13 protein-coding genes and 1 tRNA gene are annotated in these 14,580 nt (G+C 60.3%); 7 read left to right on the top strand and 7 right to left on the bottom strand.

The annotated features are described in order from the left end of the window. Positions 1–19 precede the first annotated feature (19 nt). From TU73_RS11235 to TU73_RS11215, 5 genes are all read left to right on the top strand, one after another. Complete coding sequence (locus tag TU73_RS11235; RefSeq protein WP_057012237.1) at positions 20–2,260, top strand: TonB-dependent receptor; 2,241 nt, start codon at positions 20–22, stop codon at positions 2,258–2,260. 68 nt (positions 2,261–2,328) lie between these two features. Then, positions 2,329–4,794, top strand: coding sequence for a TonB-dependent receptor plug domain-containing protein (locus tag TU73_RS11230; protein WP_057012236.1), 2,466 nt, complete (start codon positions 2,329–2,331; stop codon positions 4,792–4,794). Between the two features lie 169 nt (positions 4,795–4,963). Beyond that, positions 4,964–5,725, top strand: coding sequence for an ABC transporter permease (locus tag TU73_RS11225; protein ID WP_057012235.1), 762 nt, complete (start codon positions 4,964–4,966; stop codon positions 5,723–5,725). Between the two features lie 9 nt (positions 5,726–5,734). Next, positions 5,735–6,496 carry an ABC transporter permease gene (locus TU73_RS11220; protein ID WP_057012234.1) on the top strand — a complete coding sequence of 254 codons (762 nt, stop codon included), beginning with the start codon at positions 5,735–5,737 and terminating at the stop codon, positions 6,494–6,496. Between the two features lie 11 nt (positions 6,497–6,507). Continuing rightward, complete coding sequence (locus TU73_RS11215; RefSeq protein WP_057012233.1) at positions 6,508–7,287, top strand: ABC transporter ATP-binding protein; 780 nt, start codon at positions 6,508–6,510, stop codon at positions 7,285–7,287. A gap of 295 nt (positions 7,288–7,582) precedes the next feature. On the opposite strand, the gene TU73_RS11210 is transcribed toward TU73_RS11215, so the two are convergent. From TU73_RS11210 to TU73_RS11190, 5 genes are all read right to left on the bottom strand, one after another. Beyond that, positions 7,583–7,658 (bottom strand) — tRNA-Gly (locus TU73_RS11210). 60 nt (positions 7,659–7,718) lie between these two features. Beyond that, complete coding sequence (gene pgsA, locus TU73_RS11205; protein ID WP_034119069.1) at positions 7,719–8,279, bottom strand: CDP-diacylglycerol--glycerol-3-phosphate 3-phosphatidyltransferase; 561 nt, start codon at positions 8,277–8,279, stop codon at positions 7,719–7,721. Positions 8,280–8,311: 32 nt separating this feature from the next. Beyond that, positions 8,312–10,135 carry an excinuclease ABC subunit UvrC gene (gene uvrC / locus TU73_RS11200; protein WP_057012232.1) on the bottom strand — a complete coding sequence of 608 codons (1,824 nt, stop codon included), beginning with the start codon at positions 10,133–10,135 and terminating at the stop codon, positions 8,312–8,314. A 1-nt stretch (position 10,136) separates the two neighbouring features. After that, positions 10,137–10,778 carry a response regulator transcription factor GacA gene (gene gacA / locus TU73_RS11195; RefSeq protein ID WP_003190387.1) on the bottom strand — a complete coding sequence of 214 codons (642 nt, stop codon included), beginning with the start codon at positions 10,776–10,778 and terminating at the stop codon, positions 10,137–10,139. Positions 10,779–10,929: 151 nt separating this feature from the next. Further along, positions 10,930–11,295: a helix-turn-helix domain-containing protein gene (locus TU73_RS11190; RefSeq protein ID WP_057012231.1), complete on the bottom strand. Its 366-nt coding sequence runs from the start codon at positions 11,293–11,295 to the stop codon at positions 10,930–10,932. Between the two features lie 82 nt (positions 11,296–11,377). On the opposite strand from TU73_RS11190, the gene TU73_RS11185 reads away from it, so the two are divergent. Continuing rightward, complete coding sequence (locus TU73_RS11185) at positions 11,378–11,617, top strand: DNA-binding protein (RefSeq protein WP_057012230.1); 240 nt, start codon at positions 11,378–11,380, stop codon at positions 11,615–11,617. 35 nt (positions 11,618–11,652) lie between these two features. Here the strand turns inward: TU73_RS11185 and TU73_RS11180 are convergent, their stop codons facing one another. Both TU73_RS11180 and TU73_RS11175 read right to left on the bottom strand, forming a co-directional pair. Next, on the bottom strand, positions 11,653–12,099 hold the full coding sequence (locus TU73_RS11180) for a GNAT family N-acetyltransferase (RefSeq protein WP_057012229.1): 447 nt from the start codon (positions 12,097–12,099) through the stop codon (positions 11,653–11,655). Next, on the bottom strand, positions 12,100–12,849 hold the full coding sequence (locus TU73_RS11175) for a carbon-nitrogen hydrolase family protein (RefSeq protein ID WP_057012228.1): 750 nt from the start codon (positions 12,847–12,849) through the stop codon (positions 12,100–12,102). A gap of 619 nt (positions 12,850–13,468) precedes the next feature. Between TU73_RS11175 and TU73_RS11170 the strand changes: the two genes are divergently transcribed. Then, entirely contained in the window at positions 13,469–14,551 is a 1,083-nt protein-coding gene (locus TU73_RS11170) for a 3-deoxy-7-phosphoheptulonate synthase (RefSeq protein WP_057012227.1), read from the top strand. Positions 14,552–14,580 lie beyond the last annotated feature (29 nt).

Here is a 14,580-nt window from a genome sequence, read left to right as displayed (position 1 = left end):
CTTTCCGGGGGAGACTGCAATGCATAAAATCAATCCGATCACCAAGGGCCTGTGGCTCGCTTTGCTCGTCGCCGGCAGCACGCACGCCGCTGAAGACGACGCCAGTAAGACCGAGCCGTCACTCAAGACCGTGACCGTCACCGCGCAACACCGCGAGCAAACCCTGCAAGAGGTTCCGGTGGCGGTATCGGCGGTCCAGGGCACCAGCATCGTCGCCGATGGCGTACGTAACATGGGCGACATCACCACCTTTATTCCCAACGCCTCGGCCAAGAACCCCGACGGCGACGGTCGCCCGCGCTGGTACATCCGCGGGCTGGGCACTGGCGACACCGGTGCGGCCACGGTTTACCCAGTAGGCATTTATGCCGATGACGTGTACCTGAACGCACCGATTGCCGGTGGCGGCCCGCTGTGGGACCTGGAGCGCATCGAGATCCTGCGCGGGCCACAGGGCACGCTCTACGGCAAGAACACCACGGCCGGCGCGGTAAATATCATCTCGAAGAAACCGACGTTCGACACCAACGGTTTCGGCACCATCGGCTTTGGCAGCAAGAACGAACGCATCCTCAGCGGCGCCCTCGGCGGTGCCCTGGTGGATGAGAAACTCGCCGCGCGGATCTCGCTGTACTCCGAAGAGCGCGACGGTTTCCAGAAGAACCTGGTGGACGATCACACCTACGGTGACGTGAACAAAAAGGCCGTGCGCCTGCAGTTCTTCGCCCAGCTCAACGACGACCTGGACGCGCTGTGGAAGATCCACAGCCGCGAGTTCAAGGGCGATGGTGCCAACGGTGCGCTGACCCTGGGCCGCTATTACAACGTGGGCTACCAGCGGCCGGCCGGGCGCGATATCGCGCTCAATGTGAAAGACGATTCCAAGCTCAATCACGACGGTACTTCACTGACCCTCAATTGGCACCTGGGCGACTACACCCTCACGTCCATCACCGCCTATGACTATATTCGCGGCCAGTCCAGCAGTGACGGCGATTACACGCCGTACGAGGTCAACGGGACCTCCACCGCCGACAACAAATACGCTCAGTATTCCCAGGAAATCCGCCTGGCCTCGCCTCAGCAGGAAACCCTGCGCTGGCTGGCCGGTGCGCACTATTTCCATGAAGACCTGGACAGCACCGCCGGGCGTTTTATCCAGCCCGGCCCGACCCCCAACGGCACAGGCTCGAACCAGATTGGGGGCGCCACGGATTTTCGTGACCTGAGCTACGACCATAAGACTGACAGCTACGCGCTATTCGGCAACCTGACCTACGACTTCACCGACAACTTCAGCGTGACCGGTGGCCTGCGCTGGACCCAGGAAAAGAAAGACATCGACCTCAGCCTGACCCAGTTGACTCGCGCCACCGCCAACGGCCCATTGATCCCGCTCGCCGCCGCCGGCAGCAACGGCAATCGCCAGGAGGATAAAACCTGGGAAGCCTGGACCTACGACCTGACCCCGGAATACCGCATCAACGACAACGTGCGCGTGTTTTTCCGCTACGCCCATGGCTTCCGTTCCGGCGGTTTCAACACCGGGTTGTCCACCAGCCTGTCGCAACTGACCACGGTCGACCCGGAACAACTCGACGCCTATGAGTTCGGCGTGAAGTCCGAGTGGTTCAACCATCGCCTGACCGCCAACGCGAATATCTTCTACTACGACTATTCGGACATTCAGGTGAACCTGCTGACGGTTAACAACGGAGTACTGACAACCGCCTTGACCAACGGCGCCAAGGGTAAGGTCAAAGGTGCCGAGCTGGAGCTGGAAGGCCAACCCACCGACTACCTGCACCTGCGCGCAGCGATCTCGTTCCTGGACAGCGAATACACCGATTTCAAAAACACCAACCCCACCACCGGCGCCGTCACCGGCGACTACAGCGGCAACAGCTTCGTGCGCTCGCCGCGCAATGTGGTGTCCTTGGGCGGCGACTACACCATCCCACTGGAAATCGGCGGCAAGCTGGTGGCGGGGGCGGATGTGAGTTTTCGCGACAAGGAATACTTCCTCGCCGACCGCCAGAGCAGCGCCGACAAAGATCTGAGCCAGCCTCACTACACCTTGGCCAACAGCCGACTGACCTGGTACAGCACCGACGAAAAACTCAGCGTCACCGGCTTCGTCAACAACCTCACCGACCGCCGCTACCAAGTCCATGGCCGGCCGAACGGTGGCTTGGGCCAGTACGTGATCACCTACGGCGACCCTCGCACCGTAGGCCTGAGCGTGACCAGCCGCTTCTAACCCAACCACACCTCCATTCCCTGTAGGAGCCGGCAAGCCGGGCTCCTACATCCTGAAAGGGCCTTTTTATGTTCCAACGCACTCCGTTGGTTGGCGCCATTGCGCTGGCCATGGTCAGCCTTGCCGTGCCTGTATTTGCGGCAGACGATATGCAGCCCACTGCAAAAAACGATCGCCTGGACACCGTAGTGGTACTCGGCACCCGCCGCAGCGACCTGACCGCCCTGCAAAGCGCAGCCCCCGTCGACGTACTGTCCGGCGAGCAATTGCAGCAGACTGGCGCCACCGACCTCTCAGGTGCCCTCACCGCCTTGTCGCCGTCTTTCAACTTCCCACAATCGCCCCAAGGCGCCTTCGGCGGCTCCATCGCCCAGGGCGCTTCGCTGCGTGGCTTGGCGTCGGACCAAGTGCTGGTGCTGGTCAACGGCAAGCGCCGTCACAGCAGCGCAAACATCACCCGTCAGAGCCTGGTGAATGGGCGTGGCGCGGCAGCGGTGGACTTGAGCCTGATTCCGTTGAGTGCGATCCAGCGCGTAGAGATCCTGCGCGACGGCGCCGCAGCCCAATACGGCTCCGACGCCATTGCGGGGGTAATCAACATTGTGCTCAAGGAAAACGACGACGGCGGCAACCTGGGCTATCGCTTTGGGGGCTATGACAAAGGCGATGGCCTGCAGCGTAAGCTCAGCGGCTGGAAGGGTTTCACCCTGCCCAACGACGGCTTCCTGACTTTGAGCTTCGATGCCGGCAGCCAGGACCCGGCCAGCGACACCAACCCCGACAACCGGATCTTTTACCCCGGCGATACCAGCACAAACACGCCCCGCGAGCAGAATAACCGCTACCGCACCTGGCGTTGGGGTGCAGGCAATGTCTCGGACCAGTACAACTTCGTGGCCAACAGCGAGGTCGGCATCGGCGAGAGCCTGACTGCCTACGGCTTCGCCACCTACTCCCACAAGAATACCGACGCCGAAGGTTTCTTCGACCCGCCTACCACCTTGCGTAACAACTACGGCAGTAACGCGTTGGCGCGCTACCCGGAAGGCCGTTTGCCGATCACCCGCTACGGCCTGGAAGATTATGCAGTGACCGGCGGGCTGCGCTGGGAGAACGAGCACCTGGGCAAATTCGACCTGGCGCTCAACCATGGCAACAACACCCTCAAATCCACCGACCGCAATGCGATCAACCCCAGCTACGGCACCAATAGCCCATCGAAGATCTACACCGGAGAGCGCGAAAACGACCAGACCAACTTGACCCTGGACTGGGTGCGTGACTTCCCCACCGACCTGTTGTTCAAGCCGCTGACGCTCTCCGCCGGGCTGGCCTGGCGCAAGGAAAACTATCAACTGAGCGCGGGTGAAGCGGCAGGCTGGCAGAACGGCCCGCTGTTCAATACGGCCGACCCGATCACCGGGCGCCGGATTCCCGGTTATTATTCAGGCATCACCCAAGTAGATGCGGCCTCGCTGGATCGAAAGGTACTGGGCGCCTACATCGACGTCGAAGGCCAGATTACCGAGAAATTTCAGGCCGGCGTGGCGGTGCGTACCGAGCACTATTCGGACTTTGGCGACACCACCAACGGCAAGCTGTCCCTACGCTACGACTTCAACCCACAGATCGCCGCACGGGCCACTGCGAGCACCGGCTATCGCGCGCCTTCGCTGGTGCAGAGCGGCATGTCCTCGTTCAGTGTGCAGGTGGTAGAGCAACCGCCGGGCAGCGGCAACTTTGTCGAGGTGCAACAACGTACGTTGCGCGCCAACAGCCCGCAAGCCCAGGCGCTTGGCGGCAAGGCGCTCAAGCCAGAGGAGTCGACCAACTATTCCCTGGGCCTGGTCTGGCGCCCACTGGAAAATGCCTCGGTCACGGTGGACGCGTACCGCATCAACATCGATAACCGCATCACGCTTTCCGACCAGTTGCCCGCCAGCGTGGTCACGCCGATCTTTGCCGGTACGCCTTACGCCAATATCCAGAGCGCGGCGTTCTACACCAACGTCGCCGACACCCGCACCGACGGTATCGAGTTGACCGGCAATTACCAGTGGGACCTGCAGCAATGGGGCCGCCTGAACCTGAGCGGCGGCTTTGCCAAGACCGACACCACCATCACTGGCTTGCGCGATGTGGGCAATATCAAGGGTTCGCAGATTGTCGGGCGCAACACACAGGGCCTGATCGAGGAAGGCACGCCGGACACCAAGCTGACCCTGAGCGCCAACTGGCTGTATGAAAATTGGGGCCTGACCGTGGCCCAGCGCCGCTATGGCGAATGGAAAAGCCTGAATGCCACCAATCCCAGCCTCGATCAAACCTACAGCCCGCAATGGGTGACCGATCTCGACCTGTCGTACACCTTCCACAAGGGCGTAAAAGTCTCGGTGGGTGCGATCAATCTGTTCGATACCCACCCTGACAAATCCGATGGTGCGCAGTTGTACGGCGTACCGAAATACTCGATCACCAGCCCGGAAGGCGCACAGGGGGCGTTTTATTACACCAGCGTGAGCTACGACTTCTGAGGCAGCTGCTGAATGGGTGGTGCCCCAGCAGCACCCCATCACCAATTGCTCGTTTGCCATGAGCTGATCTTACGGGCCTCATCGCCGGCAAGCCGGGCTCCTGCAGACGGGTTGGGTTGTGGCACATGTTTTGCGATGGACACGTTGTACTTCGCTGAAAAGACTTGCCATGCGCACCCATCGATTGTTTACCGCTCTCACCTGGCTTATCTCGCCCCTGGCTTTGCTCGCCGTCTGGACGTGGGTGGCCCATCTCGGGATTTTCCCGCGCAACCTGCTAGTACCACCGGCCCAAGTGCTGCACACCTTCGAAGAACTGCTCGCCAGCGGCGAATTGCTCGAACACCTGGGTAATAGCTTGTCGCGGCTCGGCCTGGGCTTTGGTATTGGTTCGCTGTGTGGCTTGGCCTTCGGCGTGCTGATGGCCTTGTCCAAGAACGTCCAGGTGTACTGCGGGCCGCTGTTCCACACCCTGCGCCAGATCCCCAGCATCGCCTTGATCCCGATGTTCGTGCTGCTGTTCGGCATTGATGAAACCTTCAAGATCATCATCGTCGCCAAAACCGCATTCTTCCCGGTGGCACTCGCGGCAGGAGAAGGAGTACGCGGCATTCCGCGCAGTTACTTCGAAGTGGCCGACGTGTACCGCCTGCGCTGGCCGACCTTTGTGCGCCTGGTGGCCCTGCCCGCCGCAGCGCCGCCGATCATCACCGGCTTTCGCATCAGCTTGACCCGTGCATGGGTGGTGCTGGTGGCCACTGAGTTGCTGGCGGCCGACAGTGGGCTGGGGCAGATGATCGAGATGGCCCGGCAGATGCTGCGCATCGATGTGGTGATGGTCGGTGTAGTGGTCACCGGGGTGATTGGGTTTGCCCTCGACTATGCCTTTCGCCGTATCGAACAGCGCCTGTTTCGCTGGCAGACCCGCTAGGAGCCTCATATGCTGACCTTACTGAAAAAATCCCGAGGACTGCTGCTGCCACTGCTGCTGGTGCTCGCCTGGGAATACGCTTCACGTCAGGACGCTGCCGGCGCCTATGCCTTCGTGCCGTTATCGGCAATCGGCTCGGCGTTGCTGGAAATGCTCTGCAACGGCGAACTACTGGTCAACCTCCTGGCAAGCCTGGCGCGCACCAGCACTGGCTTGCTACTGGGCATTGTGTTCGGCGTGATGCTGGGGGTGCTGATGGCGCTGTCCAGCGTAGCCCACCGTTTGATCGGCCCGCTGTTCCACTCGATTCGTCAGGTGCCGATGCTTGGCTGGATCCCGCTAATTGCGATGTGGTTCGGCAACGGCGAGTTTTCCAAAGTGCTGATCGTCACCCTTGCCGCGTTTTACCCGATGGTACTGAACACCTACCAGGGTTTCAGCCATGTGGAGCGCCGTTACCGGGAAGTCGGCCAGGTGCTGGTGCTCACCCCTGTTCAGCAATTCACGCAGGTGCTGCTGCCGGCGGCGCTGCCGAGTATCGCCACCGGCGTGCTGCACGCGCTGGCATTCGCCTGGGTCACCGCGATAGGCAGTGAATTGTTCCTGTCCTCCGGGGCAGGCCTGGGCAATCTGATGATGAACGCAGAGGCCGGCTCGCGCATGGAAGTGATCGTGCTCAGCGTGCTTTGCATCGGCTTGCTCGGCTACCTGATGACCCTGTTATTCACCCTGCTGAGCCGCCACCTCTTGCGCTGGCGCAACCTCCGTTGAAAGGCCCTGATATGAACGCAATCGCTTCCCCCCTTTACGTGCAAACCGGTGCGCTGCAGATTCGCGGCCTGAACAAGACATACCAGATCGAGGGCCGTTCACTGCCGGTGTTGCACGACATCCAGCTCGACGTGCGCCCTGGCGAGTTTGTCAGCATTGTCGGCGCCAGCGGCTGCGGAAAATCCACTCTGCTGCGACTGATTGTCGGCCTGGAAGCCGAATACGGAGGCGATATTTTGCTGGACGGCAAACGTATCGTCGCCACCAGCCTGGAACGCGGCATCGTGTTCCAGGACCACCGCCTGTTCCCGTGGATGACCGTCAGCCAGAACATCGCCCTGGCCCTGAAAAACCACAAGCTGCCCCAGGTGGAGAAAGACCGTCAGGTAGCTGAACACATCACGCTGGTGAACCTTGAAGGATTTGAAAATGCCTACCCCCATCAGCTCTCAGGCGGTATGGCGCAGCGCGCCGCGATCGCCAGGGCGCTGATCAACAAACCCAAAGTGTTGCTACTGGATGAACCGCTGGGCGCCCTCGATGCCTTGACCCGCGTGCACCTGCAACGCGAGCTGCAACGCATCTGGGTACAGCAGCGTTGCACGGTGATTATGGTCACCCACGATATTGAAGAGGCGTTATACCTGGGAGATCGAGTGATCGTGATGGACGCACATCCGGGCCGGATCAAACATGAAATCCGGGTAGACCTGCCCCATCCGAGGGATCGGACATCATCAGTGCTACAGGGGTACAAGGAGCAGTTGCTGGAAGAATTGGTAGGGCATTGAACCTATCGCTCACAGGCCGCACCTTCCGATCCCGTACGTCGGAGACGTGCGAGCATAACCTTAGATATCGATGTTCTTATTCCTAGCGCCCGGCGATGGGTAGATTGTTACCCACGTATCTCCTGTGGCGAATGGCTGAGTCAGTGGTGTGGATTGCCGGAGTGGGCGCGGTGGCAGATGGAGGTGCAGTTGCATCTGCCCAACGATTGACCACAAACTCTAAAGGCCGACGCCTCCTGCACATAAATCTCAGGCAAAAAAAAGCCACTCATCTGAGTGGCTTTTTTCTGAATCTTGGAGCGGGAAACGAGACTCGAACTCGCGACCCCGACCTTGGCAAGGTCGTGCTCTACCAACTGAGCTATTCCCGCTTGGTGATGCGCATTCTATAGAATCCTCAGCACCCGTCAAGCCCTTGATTCAAAAAAGTTTTATTTCTTTTCAACCGTGGTGCGCAGATGCGGCCAGGCGGCGCGCAGGTATTGGAGCATGGACCACAGGGTCAAGCCGGCGGCGATCAGCAGCAAGGCGTAGCCCGTAAGGACCCAGAACGAGAAGTCCGATGGGTTGGCCAGCAGGATGACCAGCGCGAGCATCTGCGCGGCGGTTTTCCATTTGCCCATGTTCGACACGGCGACGTGGGCGCGGGCGCCGATTTCGGCCATCCATTCGCGCAGGGCCGAGACGACGATCTCGCGACCGATGATCACCGCCGCGGGCAGGGTCAGCCACAGGTTGCCGTGCTCCTGCACCAGCAGCACCAGGGCGACGGCCACCATGAGCTTGTCGGCCACCGGGTCAAGGAACGCGCCAAAAGGCGTGCTTTGTTCCAGGCGGCGCGCCAGGTAGCCGTCGAGCCAGTCGGTGGCGGCTGCGAAGGCGAAGACCGAGCTTGAGGCTACATAGCTCCATTCATACGGCAAATAAAACAACAAAATGAAAATCGGGATGAGCAGGACACGTAGAACGGTAATCAGATTAGGGATATTCATCGGCACAACTGGCTACGAGGTGAGAAGGCATTCTATTCGCTGTGCAGGCTTGCATAAATCAGCTCAGCGAGCTTTTTACTGATACCGGGTGCTTTGGCTATCTCGTCAATGCTGGCACGGGACAGCTCCTGCAAGCCACCAAAATGTTTAAGCAAGTCGCGACGCCGCGTCGGACCTACCCCAGCAACCCCTTCCAGTGTTGAGGTTCGCCGGGTTTTGCCACGCCGCGCCCGGTGGCCGGTAATGGCGAAACGGTGGGCTTCGTCGCGGATCTGTTGAATCAGGTGCAGCGCGGGTGAGTCGCCCTTCAAAGTGAACTCATGGGCGGCATCATTCAAGTACAACGTCTCGAAACCGGCCTTGCGCGTGGTGCCCTTGGCCACGCCAAGCAGGATCAGGTCGGGCACAGCCAGTTCGTTGAGCACGTCACGGGCCATGGACAATTGGCCCTTGCCGCCGTCCACCAGCAGGATATCGGGCAGCTTGCCCTCCCCGTCCTTTAATTTGCTGAAACGCCGCGTGAGCGCCTGGTGCATGGCCGCGTAGTCGTCCCCGGCGGTAACGCCTTCGATATTGTAGCGCCGGTAGTCGGACTTGATCGGCCCTTCCGGCCCGAACACCACGCAGGAGGCCACCGTGGCTTCACCGCTGGAGTGGCTGATGTCGTAGCACTCCAGGCGCTGGGGCGGCTCGTCCAGGTTGAGGACCTCGGCCAAGGCCTCGAAGCGTGCGGCAACATGCTGTCGATTGGCCAGGCGTGCGCCCAGGGCCTGTTCGGCATTGGTCACCGCCAGTTGCTGCCAGCGCGCACGGGTGCCGCGTACGCGGTGGCTGATGTCCAGTTCACGACCGCGCAGCTCGTGGATGGCCTCGATCAAGGTGGGGAAGTCTTCGTGCACCACGTTGACGATCAGCTCCGACGGCAGGTCGCGCTCGGGGCTGCTGACGTAGTACTGGCCAAGGAACGCGGCCATCACCTCGGCGACATCTTCGTCGATACCGGTCTGCGGGAAGAAGTTCTTGCTGCCTAGCACCCGGCCAGCGCGCACGCTGATCAGGTGCACACAGGCCCCCCCCGGGTTGACGAAGGCGGCGATCACATCGACGTCGCCGGTGCCGCCTTCCATGCTTTGCTGGTCCTGGACCCGGCGCAGCAAAGAGATCTGGTCGCGCAGCTCCGCGGCCTTCTCGAAATCCAGGCTGCTGGCGGCTTGCTCCATGGCCACGGACAGCTCATCGGTGAGCGCATTGCTGCGCCCTTCGAGGAACATCACCGAGTGGCGCACATCCTCGGCATACTCTGCCGGTTCTACCAGGCCTACGCAGGGCGCCTTGCAGCGCTTGATCTGATATTGCAGGCACGGCCGCGTGCGGTTCTTGTAGAAGCTGTCTTCGCACTGGCGCACAAAAAAGGTTTTTTGCAGCAGGCTCAGGCTTTCACGAATCGCGCCCGCGCTGGGATAGGGGCCGAAATACTTGCCCTTCTGCTTCTTCGCCCCACGATGAATGCTCAAGCGTGGGAAATCGCCGTCCGATAGAAACACATAGGGATAGGATTTATCGTCGCGCAGCAGGATATTGTAGGGTGGCCGCCATTCCTTGATCAGCGTCTGCTCAAGCAGCAGCGCCTCGGTTTCATTGGCGGTAATGGTGGTTTCGACCTGGGCGATACGCGCCACCAAAGCAGCGGTTTTCGGCGCCAGGCCGGTCTTGCGGAAGTAGCTCGCCAGACGGTTCTTCAGGTTCTTGGCTTTGCCCACGTACAGCAGGCGCGCCTCGCTGTCGAACATGCGGTACACGCCGGGGCGGCCACTGCAGGTTGAGAGAAAGGCACTTGGATCAAACGATGTGGTCATGTCAGGCGCTGGCGTCCACCATGCCGTGGCGCACCGCGAGCAGGGTCAATTCAACATCACTGCTGATGGCGAGCTTCTCGAAGATACGATAGCGGTAGGTGTTGACGGTCTTGGGCGACAGGCACAGCTTGTCGGAGATCGTCTGCACCTTCTGGCAACCGACGATCATCAGGGCAATCTGGATTTCCCGCTCCGACAGCGCATCGAACGGCGAATCGCTGGTGGGCTGGAAAGACTTGATGGCCAATTGCTGGGCAATCTGCGGGCTGATATAGCGTTGGCCGGCAAACACCAGTCGAATGGCTTGCACCATCTCCGCCAGGCCCGCGCCTTTAGTGAGATACCCGGCTGCACCGGCCTGCAGGAGGCGAGTCGGAAACGGGTCTTCCTCGCACACCGTCACCACCACGACCTTGATGTCCGGATGGCTGCGCAATAATTTGGTCGTGGCGCCCAGGCCGCCGATGCCCGGCATCTTGACGTCCATCAACACCACATCGGGTTTCAACTCTCGGGCCTTGATCAGGGATTCCTCCCCCGACTCCGCCTGGCCGACTACTTGCAGGCCGTCGATGTCAGCCAGCATTCGTGTAATGCCTGTACGAACGAGATCATGGTCATCGACTACTAGCACCCTAATCAAGCAGACACCTCGCGATATGGTCTTATAGATTGCTGAACACCTTAGCAAAAAACCAAGGCGCAGACCTAGGTGCAAGTGGCATATATATAGAGTTTTGACGCGCTGCGGCTGTTCGCCGGGAGGCGAACAGCGCTTTTTCCTGGGTGAAAAGTCAGGAATCCGGGGCGGGGAGCTTGGATTTTCCGTTCAATACGGATGAATGCTCGGCCAATGTGCTGGTCAAGCGACGGATTGCATCCTGGTCTTCCTTGAGCATCGCGCGATAGTTGCCCAATACTTTTTCTTCGACCTGGCTGAGGTTGTCCAGTTGGATCGGCGTTGGGCTGCCGGTCAACACGTACAGGATATCCACACCTTTTGCGGCGACACGAGACAGATAGTCGGCCTTGGGCGCACGACCGCCATTTTCATATTTGCCTTGTGCGTTGGCTTCCACGCCTCCTATCTCACCAAAAACTTTCTGCGACAGGCCAAGCCGCTCTCTTTCTTGCCTTAAGCGCGAACCGATTCCACTCATTTGGATGTATGATCCTAGATTGGCACACCCCAAGAGGTGACACACCATCACTTCGTTAAACAAACTTGAACGGTTTTGAACTATGCCCGGTATCCGCACTGCTGCACAAGCCAAGGCCTGGCTTGAACACCAAGGAAAGTCAGTTCAAGCGTTTGCCCGGGAGCACGGCGTGGACCCGGCAACCACCTATCAAGTGCTCGCTGGGCGAAAAAAGGGACGGCGTGGAGAAGCCCATAAGGTGGCGGTCCTGTTGGGCATGAAAGAAGGGATTATCGTGGATGAGCCCGACGCTCGAATCCACGATCAGCAAGGCAATAGCTGACAGCAGTATGCGCTTATTCGTACGGCATGCCTGTTTTAGTCCGAGGTGGGTGCCCGACACTCACGCTCCATGCGCCAGAAGCAGTCCTCTTCACCCACGATACTCAACCCCAGGCGCTGATACAGCCTTCTTGCCGGGTTGGTTTTGAATACAGTCAAGCGTAACAAGCCCAGGCCCTCGGTATGTGTCTTGAGCGCCATTTGCTCCAGCACCCAACTGCCCGCCCCCTGCTTGCGGCAGCACTCCAGCATGTGCAGCTCGCGGATATACAAAGCCTTTGCGTCGCGACTCAGGCTGACAAACCCCATTACGCCATCATCGTTGCACACCAGCCAGTTCTCGCGACCCGCCCATGCAGTATCGAAACCGGCGTTGGACCACAACAAGCCGTACTGCAGGTAGTAGCGGTTCATGGCTTCATAGGTGAGGCTTCGGGCAAAGGGCAGGTCTTGGTCCGTCGCCTGGCGTAGGTGAAACGTCATTCAGAGGGCTACCACTTGGCCAGTCCACAACCCGCCTTCGCGACGGGCGATCACCAACGCGTCGCCGACACCGGGCGCAGCGGCAAGTAAATTGCCATCTGCGGTCCAGACGGCGCTGCGACCTGCACAGGTCCAGCCTCCCGAAGGGCCACCATGATTAGCCATCAGTACCAGCATGCCATGTTCAGCCGCATACCCTTGAAGCAGCGCGCTGTCCGCCGCGTAGCCACCCTCGCTGATCAGCACGCCGGCGGCATATACCGTGGCGCCCGCTTCCGCCGCCTGGCGTGGATGACTGGGGTGGGAAAAGTCCGCGCACACCGCCAGCGCAATGCGCTCATCTTCCCATCTCAGGATCTCGCCACCCTGCCCCGCTGCAAATGCCAACTCTTCCCCAGCGTGCAGATGCTGCTTGGTGTAGACGCTAACTGAACCATCCGCTCCCAGCACCAGCGCGCCAATCATTACACCCGCTTGTGGCGCCAGCCGCACCGGCATGCCCACCACAGCTGTCAAACGCAACTCCCGCGCCATTTCACGCAACGGAGCCAATACGTCACTCTCCGGGGCGATAGCCAGGTCGACCGCCAGGAATGGTTCATAACCCGTCAACGACAACTCCGGAAACACCAACCATTGCACACCGTGCTCGGCCGCAGCCTGCATCATGACCAGGTGCCTTTGGATATTGGCCGCAACATCGCCCGCAATGGAAAGGGTTTGCGCCGCAGCAAGGGTCAAGGCAGTCATGGTCGCGTCCTGGCAATCATTGTTTAAGTGTCATCAGCATATCGGCACACACCCATAGCCGTAAGTCCCCCCACGCAATAGAAATTACTGATTGAATCCAACCGCACGCCTCTAGTAAGCTCCCCCTAACATTTGGAGAGCTACTCATGTCGCAACTCACCCACACTCAGGTTTGCCCTGCTGCCAGCGCCTTGCGCTCGGTGTCGGCTACCCGCGTGAACGGTTCGAGCGCACTGGCTGGCTTTTATTTTGGGTATTGGTTTAGCCACTGGCGCGCCTGATACCTGAAATCGGCGCCCACTACTCAAGGGTCGCCCACCAGAGAAATCTAAACCCCCGGTCGGCTCCCCGACCGGGGGTTTTGTTTTTTCAGCCTCTTATTATTTTGTTTGTTCAAGAACACTTAAAGGAACCACGCCATGAACTACGCCACCTATTACCGCTACGACACTTGCACCGCATGGCGATTTAGCCAGCTCCGTTCGGGACAGCCTGCCGCCTCCGACCGGTCACCTCTTGGTGGCAAGCCAACACGTACAGCCGATACGGCCAATTGTCGAACACCCCAGTAGGCCAAGCGTGCGGGAATCGCCCGCCGCTTGCCCAGGAAGCCTTGAATATGAATTCCTCCGTCGCCGCTTTGCCCGTCTCTGCCCTGAACAGCGCCAATGAAGCCCTGACCCAGCGCCTGCCCAGCTCCCTGGAGCTCAAGCACCAATTGCCCCTCAGCCCGTTCCTCCATGAACAGATCCACGCCCATCGCCAAGCTGCGCGCGCCATCCTCAATGGCGAAGACTCACGCTTACTGGTGATTGTCGGCCCGTGCTCGATCCACGATCCGGAATCGGCCATGGAATACGCACGCAACCTGAAGAAGCTCGCGCTTGAAGTCAGCGATCAGATGCTGCTGGTAATCCGTGCCTACGTCGAAAAACCCCGCACCACCATCGGTTGGAAAGGCCTGGCCTACGATCCGCACCTGGACGGCAGCGATGACATGGCCGCCGGCCTGAGGCTCTCGCGGGAGCTGATGCGCGAAATGCTGCGCCTGGGCCTGCCGGTTGCTACCGAGCTGCTGCAACCCATGGCTGCCGGCTACTTCGATGACCTGCTCAGTTGGGTCGCGATTGGCGCACGCACCACCGAGTCGCAGATCCACCGCGAGATGGCCAGCGGCCTGGGCATGCCCGTGGGTTTCAAGAACGGCACCGACGGCGGCGTCGCGATTGCCTGTGATGCAATGCGCTCCGCCTCACACCCCCATCGCCACTTCGGCGTCGACAGCCAGGGCCATCCGGCGATCATCCAGACCCCGGGCAACCCCGACACCCACTTGGTGCTGCGCGGCGGTCATCGTGGGCCGAACTACGATGCGCAAAGCGTCGCCCAAATCAAGCATGACCTGGCCAAGTCCAAGGTGGCAGCGCGGATCATGGTCGATTGCAGCCATGCCAACAGCGGCAAGGACCCGTTGCGTCAACCGGCAGTATTCAACGAGGTACTGGAGCAGCGCTTGCAGGGCGATACATCGCTGATCGGCATGATGCTTGAAAGCCACCTGTTCGAGGGTTGCCAGCCGTTGAGCACGTCGATGAAATACGGCGTATCGGTGACCGATGGTTGCCTGGGGTGGGACGCTACCGAGCAGCTGCTGCGCAGTGCGGCAGAGCGCTTGCGCGAACACCACAAAGCAGCAGATTGACGCAGGGCCAAATGTGAGGCTTGCCCTGA

This window comes from Pseudomonas libanensis (assembly GCF_001439685.1).
Classification (GTDB): domain Bacteria; phylum Pseudomonadota; class Gammaproteobacteria; order Pseudomonadales; family Pseudomonadaceae; genus Aquipseudomonas; species Aquipseudomonas libanensis.
This window is presented reverse-complemented; position numbering and strand designations above follow the sequence as displayed.

What these genes read in the sequence shown, in the direction of transcription:
- TU73_RS11235 (WP_057012237.1), top strand. Translation starts at nt 20, where the DNA reads ATGCATAAAATCAATCCGATCACCAAGGGCCTGTGGCTCGCTTTGCTC.
- TU73_RS11230 (WP_057012236.1), top strand. Translation starts at nt 2,329, where the DNA reads ATGTTCCAACGCACTCCGTTGGTTGGCGCCATTGCGCTGGCCATGGTC.
- TU73_RS11225 (WP_057012235.1), top strand. Translation starts at nt 4,964, where the DNA reads ATGCGCACCCATCGATTGTTTACCGCTCTCACCTGGCTTATCTCGCCC.
- TU73_RS11220 (WP_057012234.1), top strand. Translation starts at nt 5,735, where the DNA reads ATGCTGACCTTACTGAAAAAATCCCGAGGACTGCTGCTGCCACTGCTG.
- TU73_RS11215 (WP_057012233.1), top strand. Translation starts at nt 6,508, where the DNA reads ATGAACGCAATCGCTTCCCCCCTTTACGTGCAAACCGGTGCGCTGCAG.
- pgsA (WP_034119069.1), bottom strand. Translation starts at nt 8,279, where the DNA reads ATGAATATCCCTAATCTGATTACCGTTCTACGTGTCCTGCTCATCCCG.
- uvrC (WP_057012232.1), bottom strand. Translation starts at nt 10,135, where the DNA reads ATGACCACATCGTTTGATCCAAGTGCCTTTCTCTCAACCTGCAGTGGC.
- TU73_RS11190 (WP_057012231.1), bottom strand. Translation starts at nt 11,295, where the DNA reads ATGAGTGGAATCGGTTCGCGCTTAAGGCAAGAAAGAGAGCGGCTTGGC.
- TU73_RS11185 (WP_057012230.1), top strand. Translation starts at nt 11,378, where the DNA reads ATGCCCGGTATCCGCACTGCTGCACAAGCCAAGGCCTGGCTTGAACAC.
- TU73_RS11180 (WP_057012229.1), bottom strand. Translation starts at nt 12,099, where the DNA reads ATGACGTTTCACCTACGCCAGGCGACGGACCAAGACCTGCCCTTTGCC.
- TU73_RS11175 (WP_057012228.1), bottom strand. Translation starts at nt 12,849, where the DNA reads ATGACTGCCTTGACCCTTGCTGCGGCGCAAACCCTTTCCATTGCGGGC.
- TU73_RS11170 (WP_057012227.1), top strand. Translation starts at nt 13,469, where the DNA reads ATGAATTCCTCCGTCGCCGCTTTGCCCGTCTCTGCCCTGAACAGCGCC.